At 60.0% G+C, this 17,886-nt stretch carries 18 protein-coding genes; 7 read left to right on the top strand and 11 right to left on the bottom strand.

What is annotated here, in order from left to right; translation table 11 throughout:
- Positions 1 to 82: 82 nt before the first annotated feature.
- The 5 genes from KGB18_RS01975 (at position 83) to KGB18_RS01955 (ending at position 4,841) form a co-directional block, all read left to right on the top strand.
- Positions 83 to 1,483, top strand: a complete 1,401-nt coding sequence (locus tag KGB18_RS01975; protein WP_123720271.1) for a COG3014 family protein — start codon at positions 83 to 85, stop codon at positions 1,481 to 1,483.
- Between the two features lie 204 nt (positions 1,484 to 1,687).
- Entirely contained in the window at positions 1,688 to 3,082 is a 1,395-nt protein-coding gene (locus tag KGB18_RS01970) for a COG3014 family protein (protein ID WP_123720270.1), read from the top strand.
- A gap of 15 nt (positions 3,083 to 3,097) precedes the next feature.
- Positions 3,098 to 3,469, top strand: a complete 372-nt coding sequence (locus tag KGB18_RS01965) for a YcfL family protein (protein WP_007899347.1) — start codon at positions 3,098 to 3,100, stop codon at positions 3,467 to 3,469.
- Positions 3,470 to 3,506: 37 nt separating this feature from the next.
- Positions 3,507 to 4,094 carry a penicillin-binding protein activator LpoB gene (gene lpoB / locus KGB18_RS01960; RefSeq protein WP_008012492.1) on the top strand — a complete coding sequence of 196 codons (588 nt, stop codon included), beginning with the start codon at positions 3,507 to 3,509 and terminating at the stop codon, positions 4,092 to 4,094.
- A 3-nt stretch (positions 4,095 to 4,097) separates the two neighbouring features.
- Positions 4,098 to 4,841, top strand: coding sequence for a penicillin-binding protein activator LpoB (locus tag KGB18_RS01955; protein ID WP_123720269.1), 744 nt, complete (start codon positions 4,098 to 4,100; stop codon positions 4,839 to 4,841).
- 199 nt (positions 4,842 to 5,040) lie between these two features.
- Here KGB18_RS01955 and KGB18_RS01950 read toward each other — a convergent pair whose 3' ends face one another.
- The 3 genes from KGB18_RS01950 to KGB18_RS01940 form a co-directional block, all read right to left on the bottom strand.
- Entirely contained in the window at positions 5,041 to 5,673 is a 633-nt protein-coding gene (locus KGB18_RS01950) for a LysE family transporter (protein ID WP_123720268.1), read from the bottom strand.
- Positions 5,674 to 5,899: 226 nt separating this feature from the next.
- The gene (locus KGB18_RS01945) at positions 5,900 to 6,481 is read right to left on the bottom strand and encodes a mechanosensitive ion channel family protein (RefSeq protein ID WP_123720267.1); all 582 of its coding nucleotides are present in this window, start codon (positions 6,479 to 6,481) and stop codon (positions 5,900 to 5,902) included.
- Complete coding sequence (locus tag KGB18_RS01940) at positions 6,481 to 8,391, bottom strand: ATP-binding cassette domain-containing protein (RefSeq protein WP_030129098.1); 1,911 nt, start codon at positions 8,389 to 8,391, stop codon at positions 6,481 to 6,483. The genes KGB18_RS01945 and KGB18_RS01940 overlap by 1 nt, the downstream gene beginning before the upstream one ends.
- Before the next feature lie 50 nt (positions 8,392 to 8,441).
- Here KGB18_RS01940 and KGB18_RS01935 point away from each other — a divergent pair, with 50 nt between their 5' ends.
- Positions 8,442 to 8,906 (top strand): TIGR02444 family protein, encoded by a 465-nt coding sequence (locus KGB18_RS01935; RefSeq protein ID WP_123720266.1) that lies wholly within the window; start codon positions 8,442 to 8,444, stop codon positions 8,904 to 8,906.
- Here KGB18_RS01935 and KGB18_RS01930 read toward each other — a convergent pair.
- Positions 8,903 to 10,048: an AlgP family protein gene (locus KGB18_RS01930; protein ID WP_223569318.1), complete on the bottom strand. Its 1,146-nt coding sequence runs from the start codon at positions 10,046 to 10,048 to the stop codon at positions 8,903 to 8,905. The genes KGB18_RS01935 and KGB18_RS01930 overlap by 4 nt on opposite strands.
- Positions 10,049 to 10,240: 192 nt before the next feature.
- Here KGB18_RS01930 and KGB18_RS01925 point away from each other — a divergent pair, with 192 nt between their 5' ends.
- Entirely contained in the window at positions 10,241 to 10,906 is a 666-nt protein-coding gene (locus KGB18_RS01925) for an FKBP-type peptidyl-prolyl cis-trans isomerase (RefSeq protein WP_223569317.1), read from the top strand.
- 64 nt (positions 10,907 to 10,970) lie between these two features.
- Here KGB18_RS01925 and KGB18_RS01920 read toward each other — a convergent pair whose 3' ends face one another.
- The 7 genes from KGB18_RS01920 to KGB18_RS01890 form a co-directional block, all read right to left on the bottom strand.
- Positions 10,971 to 11,429 carry an Rsd/AlgQ family anti-sigma factor gene (locus tag KGB18_RS01920; protein WP_007899333.1) on the bottom strand — a complete coding sequence of 153 codons (459 nt, stop codon included), beginning with the start codon at positions 11,427 to 11,429 and terminating at the stop codon, positions 10,971 to 10,973.
- A 179-nt stretch (positions 11,430 to 11,608) separates the two neighbouring features.
- A complete protein-coding gene (locus tag KGB18_RS01915; RefSeq protein ID WP_052964532.1) occupies positions 11,609 to 12,160 on the bottom strand; it encodes a disulfide bond formation protein B in 552 nt (183 codons plus the stop codon).
- 352 nt (positions 12,161 to 12,512) lie between these two features.
- Positions 12,513 to 13,751 carry a heme biosynthesis protein HemY gene (locus KGB18_RS01910; protein ID WP_223569316.1) on the bottom strand — a complete coding sequence of 413 codons (1,239 nt, stop codon included), beginning with the start codon at positions 13,749 to 13,751 and terminating at the stop codon, positions 12,513 to 12,515.
- Positions 13,748 to 14,902: a uroporphyrinogen-III C-methyltransferase gene (locus KGB18_RS01905; RefSeq protein WP_123720261.1), complete on the bottom strand. Its 1,155-nt coding sequence runs from the start codon at positions 14,900 to 14,902 to the stop codon at positions 13,748 to 13,750. The genes KGB18_RS01910 and KGB18_RS01905 overlap by 4 nt, the downstream gene beginning before the upstream one ends.
- Positions 14,903 to 14,918: 16 nt before the next feature.
- Complete coding sequence (locus KGB18_RS01900; protein WP_123720260.1) at positions 14,919 to 15,686, bottom strand: uroporphyrinogen-III synthase; 768 nt, start codon at positions 15,684 to 15,686, stop codon at positions 14,919 to 14,921.
- A complete protein-coding gene (hemC, locus tag KGB18_RS01895) occupies positions 15,683 to 16,624 on the bottom strand; it encodes a hydroxymethylbilane synthase (protein WP_201061291.1) in 942 nt (313 codons plus the stop codon). Before hemC ends, KGB18_RS01900 begins: the two co-directional genes overlap by 4 nt.
- Positions 16,625 to 16,760: 136 nt before the next feature.
- Positions 16,761 to 17,507 (bottom strand): LytR/AlgR family response regulator transcription factor, encoded by a 747-nt coding sequence (locus KGB18_RS01890; protein WP_007899317.1) that lies wholly within the window; start codon positions 17,505 to 17,507, stop codon positions 16,761 to 16,763.
- Positions 17,508 to 17,886: the final 379 nt, after the last annotated feature.

Below are 17,886 nucleotides of genomic sequence, written 5' to 3'. Positions count from 1 at the left end.
GGTATTTCCTGCGTAGCTGCGTATAAATTCAGCGGCCAATTGCCACCCTCCGTCGGTTTCGTTCAGGGAAGAATCAACGTCCATGCGTTCACACCTGTTTTTCTCACTGCTGTTAAGCCTTGCCCTGCAACTGACCGGTTGCGCCGCCTACCGCGACTACGACCTGGAACTGGAGCAAACGACCGCCCAGTTGAAAGCGGGAAATCCGCAGGGCGCTCTCCAACTGCTGGAGCTGCACAATCCGTCAGAAGAACGGGATCTGCTCTACTACTTCGAAAAAGGCGCAGTCCTGAGTGCCGGTGGTGCGCTGCCGCAAAGCCAGGTTGCCTGGCGTAGTGCAGAGCAAATGGTGATCCAGCGCCAGGACACCGTCGAGTCTGCCGGCACACAGCTCTTGTCCGCGATGGGCGATCATTGGGGCAGCATCATCAACGACAAACTGCGGCGCTACGATGGCTACGACTACGAAAAAGTCATGCTGACCACGCAAATGGCCCTGAACCAGTTGGCCGTGAATGACTTCGACGGTGCTCGCGCCGACATCAAGAAAACCCACGAACGTGAAGCACTGATTGCCCGTCAGCGGGAAAAGGAATACGAGCGACTTGAAGAAGAAGCCAAGGCCCAGGGCGTTCGCGTGCACTACAAGGATCTCCAGGGCTATCCCGTGATGACCCTCGATGCGCCCGCCGTGATCGCGCTGAAAAACGGCTATCAGAGTGCATTCAGTCACTACCTGGCCGGGTTTACGTATGAAGCGCTGGGTGAGCGTGATCTTGCCGCGCCGGGTTATCGCCAGGCCATCGAGTTGCGACCCGACCTGCCCTTCTTCGAGCAGGCATTGCGCGAACTCGACAAGCCCGCAGCCAAGGCAAATGAAAGTGATGTGCTGATCATCGTGCAAAGCGGCCTGGCGCCGGCGCGCAGTTCGGTTCGTGTCCCCTACCCGGTGCGCCTGGAAGACAATCAGGTGATCGTCGCCAACGTATCGTTTCCGGTGATGGTTCCCGACACGTCGACCCCGGCGTTCACGCAGATGACGATCGACGGTCGCAAACAGCAACTGATCCTTGTTAACAGCATCACCGACATGTCTTTGCGCACGTTGCGCGACGATATGCCGGGCATCATTCAGCGCACCGCGCATCGCGCCTACCTGGCTGCTTCCGTTCAGGCTACAGACAACCGACGCGACCCGAGCAAAGCCTCTTACGTGACGCAGCACGATGGCTTTGAGCACGCAGACACCCGAACGTGGCGCACGTTGCCCAACATCACCCTGGTGGCGCGCCTGCGCCTGAAAAAAGGCGAGCACCTGATCAGTCTGCCCAACGCGCCGGGCGCCGCGCCCCTGAAAGTCCGCATCGAGCAGAACCATCAGGTCATAGGCCTGCGAGCGCTGGGCGAGCGGATTTACAGCAACGGAGTGGCTTTCGAACCTGCCATTGCGCCTGAGAGCAGTGCGGTATCCGGTCTGAAATAAGTAGTGGCACGTTGTGAAATTATGTAATTAAAAAGCCATTACATAGCCAGCATCCCTGTTTATAATGCCGCGCCGTCGTTATTGCGATATGGCATTTAAGCTCCTTTTTTTATGAGGAATTGGCAGGAGGCCAACAACCCTGCCGATGGGTCCCAACAGCCCGACCAGCACGCGGCTGCTTATATTCAGGGAAGACGTACCCCTATGGCATTCCGTGCCCCCACCTTGATCGCGCTCAGCGCTGTCACGTTGCTTTCCGGCTGCTCGGCCTTTCGTAACTACGATTCGGAACTTGCACAAACCAACCAGCAATTGGCTTCCGGCAACGTCGACGCCGCATTGACCCTGCTGGAAAAGAACAACACCAGCAAAGACAAAGACCTGCTTTATTACTTCGAGAAAGGTGAACTGCTGCGCGCCAAGGGCGACTTGTCCGGCAGCCAGAACGCCTGGACCAGCGCCGATCAGGTGGTGGGCAAGTGGGAAGACGCGGTCAAGCTCGACACCGACAAATACCTGGCTCAGTTCGGCAGCTTCCTGGTCAACGACAAGGTTCGTCGCTACGAAGGCTACGACTACGAAAAAGTCATGCTGACCACGCAGATGGCTCTCAATCTGCTGGCGGTGAATGACTTCGACGGCGCGCGCACCGCGATCAAGAAGACTCACGAGCGTGAAGCGGTGATCGCCGACCTGCGCGACAAGGAATACCTCAAGAGCGAAGAGCAAGCCGAGAAAGAAGGCGTCAAAACCCAGTACAAGGATCTTCAGGGTTACCCGGTGGCCAGCCTCGACGCACCGGAAGTGGTCAGCCTGAAAAACAGCTACCAGAGTGCGTTCAGCCATTACCTGGCCGGCTTCGTTTATGAAGCCCTGGGCGAGAAAGATCTGGCGGCGCCGGGTTATCGCAAGGCCGCCGAACTGCGTCCGAACACGCCGCTGCTGGAACAGGCACTGGTGAATCTCGACAAACCCGCCAAGAACGATGACAGCGACATCCTGATCGTTGTGCAAAGCGGTCTGGCGCCGTCCCGTGATTCCATCCGCATTCCGCTGCCATTGCCGATCAGCAACAACGTGGTGATCACACCGCTGTCGTTCCCGATCATCAAACCGGACACCTCCACTGCCGCCTTCGCCCAGATCGGCGTGGACGGTCAGCAGCTGGACCTGACCCAACTCAACAGCACCACTGCCATGTCCCGTCGCGCGCTGCGTGATGACATGCCGGGCATCATCCTGCGCACCACCGTGCGGGCGATCACTCGTGGTGTGGCACAGAAACAGATCAACGAAACCAACCCACTGGCGGGGCTTGCAGTCGGCATCACTTCAGCCGTACTCGAAGGTGCCGATACCCGTACGTGGCGCACGCTGCCGGACAACACTCAGGTGGTGCGTCTGCGTCTGAAGAAAGGCGAGCATAGCGTCACGCTGCCGAGCGCCGTGGGCGGCTCGGTGGTCAAGATCACTGTCGAACAACGCTTTCAGGTCATCACCCTGCGCGCCGTGGGCAATCAAGTATTCGCCAGCGGCGTGGCTGCGCACGTGATCCCGAGCGCCAACCCGACCGCCGTGGCCAGCCTCAAACAACCTTAAGAACGGAGTCTTTGCATGCGCTTCAAATTCATCGCTGTCGTCGCCCTCGCCTTATTGGCCGGCTGCGCCACCCCGCCACCGCCGGAGCCAGGCAGCGCTGCCAGCAAGGTCGTGGCCATGGGCAAGCTCAAGAACATCGTTGTCGGCGCCATGCGCGTGGCCCGGGAAAACGGCTTCATGACGGTCAATGCGCAGCTGAGCAACACCAGCTACAACAACAAGACCTTCTACTACCGTTTTGCCTGGCTCGGCCCTGAAGGTTTCCCGGTTGCCGAAGAAGAAACCTGGAAAAGCCAGATGATGTATGGCGAGCAGACCAGTTTCATTCAGGCCATTGCGCCAACCGCCAAAGCCGTGGATTTCCGTCTCGAAATCAAAACGCCTTAAGCCCTACACCATTCGTTCAGTTCTAGAGAGCATTCCCATGTTTGCACGCTTTTCGTTCATCGCCGTCATCGCCCTCCTGGCCAGCGGTTGCGCCAACACTTCGCCGACCCTGGGCAGTAAAAACATCAGCTACGGTGACACCAAGGCCGTGGAAACCGTGACCAACGAGTTCGGCTCCACCGACCTGCAGATGATCGCCGAATCCATGACCCGCTCCCTGGCCCAGTCCGGCATCCTGCAAGGCCGTCCGGTGGTTCAGGTTTACGACGTGAAGAACAAGACCAGCGAGTACATCGATACCCGCGAAATCACCACCAGCATCAAGACCCAGCTGATGAAGACCGGCGTCGCCCGCTTCGCCAGCGACAACACTGCCATGCAAAGCCAGGTTGACCAGCTCAAGCTGCAAAACCAGAGCGGCCTGTACAAGAAGAGCACCGTCGCCAAGACTGGCAACATGATCGCAGCCAAGTATCGCATCGAAGGCTCGATCAGCTCGATCGTCAAGCGCAGCAGCGATTACAAGGACGTCTTCTACAAATTCAGCCTGCAGTTGATCGACGTTGAAAGCGGTCTGGCCGAGTGGATGGACGAAAAAGAGATTCGCAAAACCACGGAGCGTTAATCGATGCGCACATGGATTGGCATGATGGCCCTGGCTTGCGCGTTCAGCGTGCAAGCGGCCCCGAAAGTCGCAGTAGCGGACCTGGCGTATCAGGAACGGGTGGAACAATACGTCCACACTGTTTCGGCCCAGAGCAACCACAGCCAGAGCTATTACGGCGCCAGTGGTTCGTCCAGTTATGAAGAGTACGAAGCAACCAGCAGCTACATCGAGCAAGGCGAGCTGCGTAAATTCACCGGCGACATCAAGGGCGAGATTCTGCGCACCGGCATGTTCCAACTGGTGCAAGGCACGCCGTACACAGCATCGTCCAAAGGTGACGTGTATGACGTGATCAAGCGCATCAAGGCCGGTAGCTTCAAGGGTGCCGACTACGTGCTGTTCGGCACCGTGTCAGACATCGACTTCACCCGCGACATGAACGAGCTGGCCAACACCGACAGCTATTCGGCAGTGCTGGGGCTGACGCTGGTGGCGGATTTCAGTCTGATCAACACCAAGACCTATGAGATCACCTCGGCCTTCACCGCGATGGGCGAAGGTCAGGACACCAAACTGGTGAATGGCCGGGATATCAAGATTTCGCTGAACCGCCCACGGGTGGTACGTGATGTGTCCAAGGCGCTGGGTGAGGATGTGGCTGCGCAACTGAGCCAACAGCTCGGTGGCGGTGGCTATGAGCAGCCGGGGCAGGCGCCGCTGCGCAATAACCTGCCAGCAGACACCGCGCCGGTCATTCTGCACTGAGATTCAGGTCGGCCACCTTGTGGCGAGGGGGCTTGCCCCCGTTCGGCTGCGAAGCAGTCGTAAGTCCTGTGTACGCGGTATATCCGGGAAATTGAGGTGACTGGTTTTGGGGCCGCTTCGCGACCCAACGGGGGCAAGCCCCCTCGCCACAGATGAAAAAGGCGACCTGAAGAGGTCGCCTTTTTTGTGCCTGAAGGTTTTACACCGCGGCTTTGCGCAGGGTCGCCATGAACGCCGCCGCGCCGATGAACAGCCCGGCAAAGGTGCGGTTCATGCGTATCTGCTGCTTGGGTGTGCGCAACAATCGCAGCACTTTGGCCGCCAGCCCGGTGTAACCGGCCATGACGATCAGGTCGACACAGATCATGGTCACGCCGAGGATCAGGTACTGGGCTACCAGCGGCGCGTGGGGGTCGATGAATTGCGGCAGCACCGCGAGCATGAACACCAAGGCCTTGGGATTGCTGACGTTCACCAGAAAACCACGGAACATCAGCGCCATCGGCTTGCCGATCTGCCGAATGGCCGCGTCGTCGTTCATATCATTGGGCAGCGCGCGCCATTGCTTGACCGCGAGGTAGACCAGGTAGGCCACGCCAAACCATTTGATCGCATAGAAAGCCGTAGCGGAGGCCGCGAGGATCGCACCGACACCGGCAGCAACAATCGCAATCTGCAACGCCAGGCCCAGTTGCAGCCCCAGGGCGTTCCAGTAACCGCGCCAGAAACCATAACGCAAACCGCTGGACATCGACGCAATGGCGCCGGCTCCGGGAGAAAGACTGATCACCCAGCAAGCGGCAAAAAACGCCAGCCATGTTTGAAGCACCATCGCACACCTCGACTCAGACTCGTGACAGACGTCTAAGCTAATGCGCCTTTGGGCCAATGACTACCGTTTTTTTGTAGGACAGAGCCACTGCCGACCAGCGTTTACGGCTGTAAAGCCTCATCGCCAGCAGGCTGTGGTGCTCGGTTGATCACAGAAAACAGGTTCGCTGAGGATCAATGTGGGAGCGAGCCTGCTCGCGATTGCGGTGTGTCGGGCTACAGAGCGTCTATTTTTCAAACCCGTTCGAAGAGAACACATCAGTGCCACGCCAGCGTCGAACCGAACGCTGGAAGAACAGGCTATTGGGCACTTGCACCATGGCGCTGTCGGTGCCGAGTTCTTCGGCTTCGATCAGCGTGGTGTAGAGCAGATTGATCGCCACCACCCGGCCTTTGACGCCGGGCTTGTCGGTGGTATCCACCAACTCGACCACATCGCCGATACGGAATGGGCCGACGGTGAAGATCAGGATCGCGCACAGCAGGTTGGACAGCACGCTCCACATGGCGAAAAACGCCACGGCGGCTACCGCGACGAAACCGGACAACGCCGTCCAGAGCACCGTGGCCGACACGCCAAGGCGTTCCAACACGAAGATCAGCGCGCTGCCCATGATCAGCCAGCGCAAACCGCCGCGCAGCGGCATGAAAAACTGCGGCGGAAACGGGTAGCGCTCACCCAATCGAGTCAGGCATTTAGCGACGACACGCTGGGCGATATAGCCGGCCAGCAGGATTAGCAGGATTTGCACGACCAGCCAGAGCGGCTCACCCCACCCAGCCGGCAAAGGCAGCTTGAAGGCTTCCATCAGGACAGTGCCTCCAGCTCCGCCTGCATGCTTTCCAGCAGTTCCAGCGCTTCCATCCAGGCTTCTTCCAGTTCGGCTTCACGCACCTTCAGCTTGGCTTGTTCAGCCAGCAGATCACGCAAATCGTTCTTGCGCATCGGCTCGTAAATGTCGCTGTCGCCAAGGCTGGTATCGATCTTCGCCAGCTTCTCGTGCAGCTTGCCCAGCTCGGCTTCAAGCTTGTCGGCCTCGCGCTTGTGCGGTGCCAACTGCTGACGCAATGCAGCAGCGGCCTGGCGCTGGGCCTTCTTGTCGGTCTTGTCCGGATTGACCGGGGTATTGCTGACCGGGGCATTGCGTTGACGGTATTCGACCAGCCAACGGGCGTAGTCTTCCAGGTCGCCGTCGAATTCCTCGACCTTGCCGTCTGCCACCAGATAGAAATTGTCAGTGGTGCTTTTGAGCAGATGGCGATCGTGTGAGACCACCAGTACCGCGCCACTGAATTCCTGCAGGGCCATGGTCAGCGCCAGGCGCATTTCCAGATCCAGGTGGTTGGTCGGTTCGTCGAGCAGCAACAAGTTCGGTCGATCCCAAGCGATCAATGCCAAGGCCAGACGCGCCTTCTCACCGCCGGAAAAATTCAGTACCGGCTCATCGATACGCGCGCCGCGGAAGTCGAACCCGCCGAGGAAGTCGCGCAGGGTCTGCTCACGCTCGGTCGGCGCCAGGCGCTGCAAGTGCAGCAACGGGCTGGCCTTGGAGTCGAGGGAATCGAGCTGATGCTGGGCGAAGTAGCCAACGACGGTGTTTTCACCGCGCGTCAGGCGACCGGCCAACGGCTCAAGCTCACCGGCGAGGTTTTTGATCAGGGTCGATTTACCCGCGCCGTTCGGACCGAGCAAGCCGATCCGCGCGCCTGGGGTCAGTTGCAGCTTGACCTTCTCCAGCACGGCTTTGTCGCCGTAACCCAGTCGAGCATCCGACAGATCGATCAACGGGCTGGAAATTTTCGTCGATTCGCGGAAGACGAAATCAAACGGAGAATCGACGTGCGCGGCGGACAGCTCTTCCATCCGCTCCAGCGCCTTGATCCGGCTCTGGGCCTGACGGGCCTTGGTGGCCTGGGCCTTGAAGCGGGCGATATAGCTTTCCATGTGCGCACGTTGCGCCTGTTGCTTCTCGTAGGCCTGTTGTTGCTGGGCCAGACGTTCGGCACGGGCGCGTTCGAAGGCGCTATAACCACCGCGATACAGGGTGATCTTGCGTTGATCGACATGGGCTACGTGATCGACCACGGCATCGAGGAAGTCCCGGTCGTGGGAAATCAGCATCAAAGTGCCGGGGTAGCTTTTAAGCCACTCTTCGAGCCAGATGATGGCGTCGAGGTCCAAGTGGTTGGTCGGTTCGTCGAGCAGCAACAGGTCCGAAGGGCACATCAAAGCCTGCGCCAGGTTCAGACGCATCCGCCAGCCACCGGAGAAATCTCCTACTTGCCGATCCATCTGCTCATTGGTGAACCCAAGGCCGGCCAGCAGCTTTCGAGCCCGGGCATCGGCGGTGTAGCCGTCGGCGCTGTCGAGTTCCGAGTGCAGGCGGGCCTGAGCGGCACCGTCATGGGCCGCTTCGGCTGCGGCGAGGTCGCGTTGCACCTCGCGCAGGCGCAGGTCACCATCGAGCACGTAGTCGACCGCAATGCGTTCGAGCGTCTCGATTTCCTGGCGCATGTGGGCGATGCGCCAGTCGGCCGGCAAGAAGCAGTCACCCGAGTCCGGGTGCAGTTCGCCACGAATCAAGGCGAACAGGCTCGATTTGCCGGCGCCGTTGGCACCGATGAGGCCGGCTTTGTGGCCGGCGTGCAGGGTCAGCTCGGCGTCTTCTAGCAGACGTTGCGGGCCACGCTGTAAAGTCAGGTTCTGAAGTCGAATCATAATGGCGGCGGAGTCTACCAGCTTCGCTCGCAACTGGCGCGAGTAGCACTATGTCCTCTGACCTGTGGAGCTTTTCCCTTGGCACTTACGCCCGTCCCGGCGTTGAAGATGCCTGCCTGCAATTACAGTCGGCAGGGGTGAACGTGTGCCTGCTGCTCTGTGGATTGTGGCTTGGACAGCGAGGTGTCGCCTGCAACGGGCAACGATTACAGCAACTTCGCTACGTGGCCGCGCCCTGGGACGCGGAGGTCGTGCGACCGCTACGGGCGCTGCGCAGGCAATGGAAAGCCGGCGCGGCCGAGGATGCCGAACTGAATACGTTGCGCGAACAAGTCAAAACCCTGGAACTGCAAGCCGAGCGACAGTTGTTGTTGCGACTGGAGCGGTCGGCAAAGAGCTGGCCGCAGGATGAGGCGACCGATCTCTCGGCCTGGCTGGAAGGTGTGGCGGCGAGCGCCGCCAACCTGGACCGCGACGCGCTGCATCAGCTGCGCGTCGCGGTAACCGGCACTTAGGAAGCGCTGGTTGGGGTAGTGCTGGTGCTCGACGACGCGGCTGGCGTTGGCGCAGACGTGGTGGTCGAGGTGGTTGCTGCAGGCGCGGGCGAAGCCGAAGAAGCCGGGGCCGGAGTTGCTGGCTTGATCGCTGGCGCAGCAGCCGGTTTGGCAACGGCGACTGGCTTTTTCACGGCCGGTTTTGCTGCTGGTTTTGCAGCCGGTTTTGCAGCGGCTGGTTTTGCAGCAGTGGCTGGCTTGGCAGCGGCAGCAGGTTTCGCAGCAGCAGTTCTGGCAGCCGGTTTAGCGGCGGGTTTGGCCGCAGCTTTTGCAGCGGGTTTAGCAGCTGGTTTTGCAGCTGGCTTGGCTGCGGCGGTTTTAGCCGCGACAGGTTTGGCGGCTGGCTTGGCAGCCGGTTTAGCGGCGGCAGTTCTAGCGGCTGGCTTGGCAGCAGATTTAGCCGCTGGTTTTGCCGCTGGTTTTGCCGCTGCGGTTTTTGCCACGGCGGGTTTGGCAGCCGTGGTTCTTGCAGCTGGTTTAGCGGCAGCTGTTTTGGCAGCAGCTGGCTTGGCGGCAGGTTTGGCAGCCGTCGTTTTAGCCGCTGGTTTTGCAGCACTGGCAGCGACTGGTTTTTTCACCGCCGGTTTTGCGGCTGGCTTGGCTGCGGCTTTCACCGGGGCTTTGGCAGCAGGCTTGGCCGGTGCTTTTGCAGCAGCTGGTTTGGCGGCGGCTTTCTTCGCAGGTGCCGCAGCTGGCTTGGCCGAACGCAGGGACAACGCCTTGCCGACAGCCTCTTGGACACGACCGACACCCTGGGCCAGTTTCAGGCTTTCTTGAGCGTCGCGTTTGAGTTGCAGGATGTAGCTGCGCGTTTCGGACTGGCGATCCTTGAGGGCATCGAGCAAGTCCTCAAGTTCTTTCACCGCCTCTTTAGCCTTGGCTTGCGCCTTGGCTTTGCCGGCCGCCGCAGCGTCCTGCAATTTGGTCCGGGATTTGTGCAGTTTTTCCTGCGCTTTTCCGCGCTGCTTTTCCAACTTGGCGAGCAGTTTTTCAGCATCAGCCATAGCTTGGGAACAAGCGTTTTCCAAATGCTCGAGCAAGCTGCCCGAGAGTTGTTGGAGTAAGTGCAACGGAGTATTTACAGGCTTCTTGGTGGCCGACATGGTTTACCTCCTGGCTGACGTGAATGCGGCTCATACTAGACCTCTGCTGCAACCGCCGCTAGGGCATGTTGACAGTATCGAAAGCACTCCGTTGCAACGAATCAAAAAAGTTCTGCGCTTAGGTAAAACCAGTTCACCTTCGAGCGCATTCGCACTGGCATAATCCTGCGCATCTCAGGTCGGAGAGTGCCCATGTCGCGCTACCTTTTTTTATCGCTGTGCGTGTTTTTTTCCGTGGCCCAGGCCGCCGAAAAAAACGCCGCAAATGACGCTCACGATCTCGCTTACAGCTTGGGTGCAAGCCTTGGCGAACGCTTGCGCCAGGAAGTTCCGGACCTGCAACTCCAGGCCCTGCTCGAAGGTTTGCAACAAGCCTATCAGGGCAAGCCGCTGGCACTGAAAGATGAACGGATCGAACAGATTCTGGCTGAGCATGAAGCCCGGGTTGCCATGCAATCGCCTGTGCCGCAAAGCGAATTGGCTTTGGAAAACGAGAGACGTTTTCTCGCCGAGGAAAAAGCCAAACCCGGCGTTCGCGAACTGACAGATGGAATATTGCTGACAGAGTTGGCGCCGGGCACCGGTGCCAAGGCCGGTCCAAATGGCAAGGTCCAGGTGCTGTATGTCGGACGCCTGCCTGACGGCTCGGTGTTCGACCAGAACAGCCAGCCGCAGTGGTTCAGTCTTGATAGCGTAATCAGCGGATGGCGCAGTGCGCTGCAAAACATGCCGGTCGGTGCGAAATGGCGCCTGGTGATTCCATCGGCCCAAGCCTACGGTGCCGACGGTGCCGGCGACCTGATCGCGCCATTCACGCCGCTGGTATTCGAGGTCGAATTGCGTGGTGCTACAAGCTGAAAGCCGGAAACGAAAAACGGCGCGCATTGGCGCACCGTTTTTTGAGGGTGTTGCTGGATAAGGTTCAGGCCTGAACCGAATCCTCTTCCTTGTGAGCGGTGTGCAGCACTTCGATCAGGCAGTCTTCCAGTTCGAAGCGTTCGTGCAACAAGCCACCCAGCTCCTTGAATTTCTCCGCGACACACTTACCGGCATCACACAGGTCGTTGAATGCCAGCAGCTTCTCGGTAATGACGTCGATGCGCGGGTAGATCGTCTCGGCCAACTCCAGACCGCGAGTATCACCGAACGCCTTGGCTTCGCCAGTCAGCTGTTCGTAGATCTCGAAATGCCCGGCAGACACGTAGTCGACCAGCACACCGCAGAATTCCTGCAACGGTTTTCGGTTCTCGCCCAAAGCTTCGGGCTTGGCGCCGAGAGCATCATAGGCCCGAACCAGTTCGTGACGCTCCTGCAACCAGCGATCGATCAGCAGATGCACTCCACCCCAGCGTTCCTGAGCATTCTGACAACTTTCGAGCATGGTGATTCTCTCTTCCCTTGTGGGTCATGCTGCTCTACACCTGTCGCACACTTGAAGATCAAGAATCGACCAGGCAGAGCGTCATTCGAGCAACATAAATCCAATGACACGTGCGGGCCAGATTATGCCCGCGCGCCTATGGCTTCAAGGTACGCAGGAGATAAAGTTCATACAAGTGTTTAATCGCCCGCCAGTACCCGGTGCGACGACTCGCCGCTGAGCGGTCGCTGACACGCGATCCAGACAAGGCGCAGCAACTGATGCCCGCCCAGAATCATCATCGCAACGAAGAACAGCAGACTCCACTCCGGAATGCTCAGGTCGAACAGTGTCCAGGAAATTTCCGCGCAATCGGCGGTTCCTTTGAACATTCGCTGCACGACACACAGCCAGGGCGTACTGGCGAACAGATCGGCCAGATCAGTCGAGCATGCCGATAGCTGATGCACCGGATCGCTCTGCAACACCACCTGCCGCCATGCAGTGATGGTCCCCGCCAGACTGCAGAGCAGACCCAACAGCCAATACAGGAACGACCCGAAGCGGCCAGGCCCCTGCACTGAAGCCACCAGGCAGACACCCGTGAGCAGTGCCAGGCAAACCCGTTGCAACAGGCACAACCCGCAAGGCTTGAGGCCGACCGCATATTCCAGGTAATAGGAAACGCCCAAGGCCAGGGCACCTGCAATGAAAACCATGAAAAACAAGGAGCGTGAGCAGGCCAAAGACATGGCTTTTCCGTAACAGTAGAGACAGGCGGTTACGGTAGAGGAAAGCGCGGCAGCCTTTCAAGGCAGACCACCACGGACACTTCACCAGAAGTGTAGGGAATTCCCGACAGGGTCGAGAGGATTTGATGTAGTCCTCTGTAGGACTTTGCCGGCGAAGGATTACAACGCTGAAACAGTGGCGGATTCGAATCGATTCCTGCCCCTTGTAGCAGCTGGCGCAGCCTGCGTTCGGCTGCGCAGCAGTCGTCCAGATTTATGCGATCCACCTGATCAAACCGTGGCGCCTGATTTACGACTGCTGCGCAGCCGAACGCCGCCTTCGGCAGCTGCTACATAGGTCTGGCTCAGGAAATCAGGCGTGAGCCGGCACCGGCAGCGGTGCCGCCAGCAAGCGCTCATCCAGCAGACCCAAGCCCTCCTGGAACAGCTGATTACTGCGTTCGGTGTCACCCAGTTGCGCCAGCAACCGCGCCAGCTCGGCGCAGGCTTCAGGGTTGCGCTGTACACGCAGGCTGCTCTCCAGATAATCCCTGGCCTTGCCCCACAGACTGCTTTGCAGACACAAACGGCCCAACGTCAGCAACAGGCTCGGGTCGGCGGGATGATCCTTGAGCCAGCCCTCGGCGGTGTGCAGTTGCCTGGCCGGATCGCTGCCGCGAACCAGCCCGTAAAGGCGTGCCAGATGGCTGTCGTATTTGCGCTTGAGGGCTGCACGCAGGACCTCCTCGGCCTCCACCTGTGCGCCCAGTTGCCGCAATTGATCGGCATAGGCCAGCACCAGTTGCGGTTCCTGGCGCTGAGCAGCGGTGAGTTGCTGCCAGGCGCGATTGAGCGATTGCAAACCGACCGTTCCGTCCTCTTCCCGGTGCGCCGCCAACGAAAGATTTTCACCCCAGGCCCGGCGCTCCAGCTCAGCCAGTTCGGCCGGTGGCAACACCTTGTCCTTGCGTAACTCCGGCAACAAGCGAATCACTGCCGACCAGTCGCCCCGCTGCTGAAGCAGGCGCTGCAACTGGCGCAAGGTCTGGACGTTATGAGGATGACGCTCGTGCATGGCTTGCAGGGTCACCAGCGCGCCTTCAGTGTCGCCGCGATCAGTCTGCAATTGGGCATGGTTCAAGGCAATCGCCAGTTCGGCCTGGGGCTGCCGCTCGAGGGCGCGCTCCAGCAGGTTGTCGCTTTCCTCGTAGTGACCTTGTTCGTTCGCGGCGCGGGCGGCACCGAGGTAGTAGAGCAACGGCTGGCGCTCGGCTTCCGCTGCGCGATACAGATGACGCTGCGCACTGGCCCAACGGCCCTCGGCCAAATCCAGCTGACCGTGCTCGATCGCTACTTGCACCCGTCGACTGCGATTGCGCCGTGACCATGGATTGACCACTCCACCGGAAGTCGTCACCAGCTCGATCAACGCCTTGATGCCCCAGAACACCAGCCACAGCACCACCATCAGGGCCAGGGTTGCCCACAAGCTAGATTCGTAACGGAAGCTCTTGTAGGCGATCAGCACGTAGCCGGAATGCTCGGCAATCGCCAATCCCAGCGCAGCGGCAGCGGCGATAACCACGAACACGATCACATAGAGGCGCTTCATGGCGTGGCCTCCTGCATAGTGCTCGCGGCAGGTTTGGCCAGAGGTTTCACCGACTCCTCGGCGTTGACGTTGCGCCGCTCAAGGTAGGCCTGCACCGAACTCAACGTGCCCGTCAGATCTGGCGTGACCACCGTGACCGGCTGCTTGCTCAACTCGACCACCTGCTCGAGCATGATTTTGCTCTGAGGGTTGTCCGGGTTGAAGTTGCCCTTGAGCACGTCCCGCGCCTCGGCCAGCGCCTGGGTGTAAACCGCGGCCTGGCCATTGAGCGCGGCCCACTGCGCCTGCTCCAGCGCCAGGCTCAGGGCCAGACGCACCTGGCTCAGGCTCTGCCCTGCCAGCAACGGCCGGACATTCTTGTCGGCGTTGAAATCGATGCGGATATAACGCGAGATCTGATCCCACCATTGCGCCCAGCGACTGGCGCCGTCGCCATCGGCGGTCAGGCCCAGCAGGGATTCGCCACGGTCCTTGTACTCAGGCGCCAGCTCGGTGAGGCTGATCACCTGGTCGCGCAAGGCACCCAGTCGCAGGAACAATCCGGTGCGATCCGGCTGTTCGGTACTGCGCAGGGCTACCAGGGTTTTGGCCACTTGCTCGCGAGCGGCAAAAGCCCCCGGGTCGTTCTGTTCACGGAGAATTTCATCGGCACCCTGCACCAGGGCCTGGGCACTGCTGATGTCCTGCAACGCCGACAGACGCAGGCTGGCCAGACGCAGCAAGTGCTCGGCTTCAGCCAGACGCCAGTCCTTGCGGCTCGCGCCGAGGACGGTTTCCAGGCGTTGATTCAAGCGTTGCTGATCGCCTTGAAGTTGGGTGACCAAGCGACTGCGCGCGTCGAGTTCCTCGGCGGCCGGCATTTGCTCAAGGCGAGCCGTCAGGCGTTGCTCGTTGAGCTTCAAGCTCTGGGCCTGATCGTTCAGCGCCTGAACCTGACTCAACTGTTGCTGGTTATTGGCTTGCAGGTGACGCACCTGCCAGACTCCCCAACCGCCCACGGCAACACCGGCAGCGCCCAACAGCAGCGCGACGATTGCCAACCCATTGCCTCGGCGCTGCTCAACAGCAGGTGGCGCAGTTTCAACCGGTGCATCAGCCGGTGCATCAAGCACGGGCCGGACGTCATCTTTAGGCAAGGCTGTTTCGCTCACGTATCCATCCTTTGCATTAGAAAACGGGCACGGGGTGTTCCCGTAACGCCGCCAGCAATGCCGCGGCACTGGCGCCACGACAATCCACAACTGTTTGGGCCCCGGCGGCGCGTGCCAGCTCGGCGACCCTGGGGCTTGGAACAAACAACGGCAGCCGCACCATGCTCGGCCAGGCATCGCCAGCCAATCGGTGCAGGTGCTCAAAACCCTGTCCACTGCTGACCACCAGCCCGTTCAAGCGTTCCGCCTTGATCCGGTCAGACAGCGTTGCCGACGGGTACTGCGGCAAACCGCGTCGGTACAACTCCAGATACTCGACACTAGCACCAAGCTCGCGTAAACGCTCAGCCAGCAGCTCGCGCCCACCCTCCCCGCGCATGATCAACACTCGCGGATCGGGGCCGGCGACAGACTCGCGCAACGGCGCAAGCTCAAGCAAGGCTTCGCTGTCGTCGCCGTCGACCGGGAAGCTCACATCCAACCCGTTATCCTCGAGAATCTGCGCCGTCGCCGCGCCCACGCTGAACCACTTCAGGCACGGTGGCTGCGACCAGTACTGGTTGAGCAGATCGACAGCGATTCTGGCGGCCGGTTTGCTGACCACGATCACCGCGCAATAGCTATCCAGGTTCTGAATCACTTCACGCATTGTGTCAGAGGCGGGAATCGGCTCGATATCCAAAAGCGGCAAGCTGCTGCTGAAAACCCCCGCGTCAGCCAGCACACGGGCAAGCGCCGCCGATTCATCCGCAGGACGCGTCAGCAACAGGCGCCAGCCAGTCACTCGTGACCTGCCTCGCCATAGACTGCTTTCAGAATGTCGGCGGCGCCCTGGCTCAGCAGGTCTTCGGCCACTTGCACACCCAATGCCTCGGCATCAGCCCTTGGCGCACGGGCCTCGGCGCTGAGCAACAGGCCGCCGCTCGGATCACCCACCAACCCACGCAACCAGATCTGCTCGCCTTCAAGCACGGCGTAGCAAGCGATCGGCACCTGGCAGCCGCCATTCAAATGTTTGTTGAGAGCACGTTCGGCAGTAACACGAATAGCCGTGTCCTGATGATGCAGCGGCGCCAGCAGCGCGTGGATTTCAGTGTCGGCGCTACGGCATTCGATACCGACCGCGCCCTGGCCACCGGCCGGCAGACTGTCTTCGACACTGATGGCCGAAGTGATGCGGTCTTCGAAGCCCAGGCGAATCAAACCCGCTGCGGCGAGGATGACGGCGTCGTATTCGCCGGCATCGAGCTTGGCCAGGCGAGTGTTGACGTTGCCGCGCAGGAAGCGGATTTCCAGGTCCGGGCGGCGGGTCAGCAACTGCGCCTGACGACGCAGGCTGGAAGTACCGACAACGCTGCCTGGCGGCAACTCATCCAGGCTGGCATAGGTATTGGAGACAAATGCATCACGCGGGTCTTCGCGCTCGCAGATGCAGAACAGGCCGAGACCTTCGGGGAAGTCCATCGGCACGTCTTTCATGGAATGCACGGCGATGTCGGCTGCGTTTTCCAGCAGCGCGGTTTCCAGTTCCTTGACGAACAGGCCCTTGCCGCCGATTTTCGACAGCGGCGAATCGAGCAGCTTGTCGCCTCGACTGACCATGGGAACCAGCGTCACGAGCAGGCCCGGATGGGCCTGTTCCAGACGAGCCTTGACGTATTCGGCCTGCCACAGGGCGAGAGCACTTTTGCGGGTGGCGATGCGGATTTCGCGAGAGGACATGGATCAATCCGTACTGAATAGATACGGCAGATAATAACAGCTCAGCCAAATCCACTTTGACTTGTATCAGAAACTGCGTGGCCTCCCTGGCCCTCAATGTCCGGTAACAGGATAGAAATCCGCCCTGAATGACGGATTAAAGCTGTTGCATCATTTTGCGCACGCCGGCCACATGGCGTCGACTGACGATCAGGGCATCGCCGTTCAGGCCTTTGAGAAACAGCTGGAAATGCCCCAGGGGCGTGCGTTGCAGCCGTTCGATGCGTTCGCGAGCCACCAGTGCGTTGCGGTGGATCCGCACGAAACGGTCGCCAAATTCGTCTTCGAGGGCCTTGAGTGGTTCGTCGAGCAGCACTTCACCGCCTTCATGACGCAAGGTGACGTACTTGTGGTCGGCAATGAAGTAGACCACCTGACCCAACGGAATCAGCTCGATGCCTTTACGGGTGCGGGCGCTGATGTGGCTGCGCGGGCCGCTACCGGTTTCGGCCGCCGGGCGAGTCAAGGCCGCGAGTTGGACGCGATTGGGTCGCTCGGCTTTCTTTAATGCTTCGTGTAACTGTTCTGTGCGCACTGGCTTCACCAGATAACCCACGGCGCTAGCCTGTAGGGCTTCCACGGCAAATTCATCGGGCCCGGTGCAAAACACCACGGCGGGCGGGGTTTCGCGTTCGCACAATCGTGCAGCCACTTGCAGGCCATCGAGGCCCGGCATGCGAATATCGAGTAGCACGATATCCGGTTTGTGACTGTCGATCAGTGCCAACGCCTCTTCGCCGTTCGTGGCGCTGGGCTCCAGGACATTGTATCCCTCGAGTTCGCCGACCATTCGGCTCAGGCGCTCGCGGGCCAGGGGTTCGTCATCAACGATCAGGACATTCATATTGCGCTGGATTCCTGCGTGAGTCTCGCACAAGGATAGCGTAGACAGGTGAAGTGACGTCCGTCACCGCGATCCACGCTAAGACTAGCGCGAGGGCCAAAAAGTGCCGCGAGACCGGCGGCTAAATTTTTATCTGCCGCGTGACTGGCGGCCCAGGCCCGCACTGGCGAGGCATCGCCGTAGGGTTTGCTGATACACAATATGAACACCCCTCTTCTCTCTATAGTCAGCTGCAGCATCGAGAAGTGCGCTGATCCTCTGTCCAACTGTAGACGGTTGCCGGGACGATATTGCTCAATTGAAAAATATCGTTGCGCAATTTCCGTATCGTTTGCTTCGAGCAGGGGTCGCACGATGAGAAAAAAACCTGTCGACCAGT

The organism is Pseudomonas sp. BF-R-26 (assembly GCF_019947395.1).
GTDB classification, from domain to species: Bacteria; Pseudomonadota; Gammaproteobacteria; order Pseudomonadales; family Pseudomonadaceae; genus Aquipseudomonas; species Aquipseudomonas farris.
The sequence above is the reverse complement of the archived record's forward strand: the minus strand, read 5'-3'. Positions and strand labels throughout refer to the sequence as shown.

Excerpts from the sequence above, each read along its gene's own strand:
- KGB18_RS01890 (WP_007899317.1), bottom strand. The coding sequence starts at position 17,507 with ATGAATGTCCTGATCGTTGATGACGAACCCCTGGCCCGCGAGCGCCTG.
- KGB18_RS01915 (WP_052964532.1), bottom strand. The coding sequence starts at position 12,160 with ATGTCTTTGGCCTGCTCACGCTCCTTGTTTTTCATGGTTTTCATTGCA.
- KGB18_RS01910 (WP_223569316.1), bottom strand. The coding sequence starts at position 13,751 with ATGAAGCGCCTCTATGTGATCGTGTTCGTGGTTATCGCCGCTGCCGCT.
- KGB18_RS01955 (WP_123720269.1), top strand. The coding sequence starts at position 4,098 with ATGCGCACATGGATTGGCATGATGGCCCTGGCTTGCGCGTTCAGCGTG.
- lpoB (WP_008012492.1), top strand. The coding sequence starts at position 3,507 with ATGTTTGCACGCTTTTCGTTCATCGCCGTCATCGCCCTCCTGGCCAGC.
- KGB18_RS01935 (WP_123720266.1), top strand. The coding sequence starts at position 8,442 with ATGTCCTCTGACCTGTGGAGCTTTTCCCTTGGCACTTACGCCCGTCCC.
- KGB18_RS01925 (WP_223569317.1), top strand. The coding sequence starts at position 10,241 with ATGTCGCGCTACCTTTTTTTATCGCTGTGCGTGTTTTTTTCCGTGGCC.
- KGB18_RS01930 (WP_223569318.1), bottom strand. The coding sequence starts at position 10,048 with ATGTCGGCCACCAAGAAGCCTGTAAATACTCCGTTGCACTTACTCCAA.
- hemC (WP_201061291.1), bottom strand. The coding sequence starts at position 16,624 with ATGTCCTCTCGCGAAATCCGCATCGCCACCCGCAAAAGTGCTCTCGCC.
- KGB18_RS01965 (WP_007899347.1), top strand. The coding sequence starts at position 3,098 with ATGCGCTTCAAATTCATCGCTGTCGTCGCCCTCGCCTTATTGGCCGGC.
- KGB18_RS01920 (WP_007899333.1), bottom strand. The coding sequence starts at position 11,429 with ATGCTCGAAAGTTGTCAGAATGCTCAGGAACGCTGGGGTGGAGTGCAT.
- KGB18_RS01940 (WP_030129098.1), bottom strand. The coding sequence starts at position 8,391 with ATGATTCGACTTCAGAACCTGACTTTACAGCGTGGCCCGCAACGTCTG.
- KGB18_RS01950 (WP_123720268.1), bottom strand. The coding sequence starts at position 5,673 with ATGGTGCTTCAAACATGGCTGGCGTTTTTTGCCGCTTGCTGGGTGATC.
- KGB18_RS01970 (WP_123720270.1), top strand. The coding sequence starts at position 1,688 with ATGGCATTCCGTGCCCCCACCTTGATCGCGCTCAGCGCTGTCACGTTG.
- KGB18_RS01975 (WP_123720271.1), top strand. The coding sequence starts at position 83 with ATGCGTTCACACCTGTTTTTCTCACTGCTGTTAAGCCTTGCCCTGCAA.
- KGB18_RS01945 (WP_123720267.1), bottom strand. The coding sequence starts at position 6,481 with ATGGAAGCCTTCAAGCTGCCTTTGCCGGCTGGGTGGGGTGAGCCGCTC.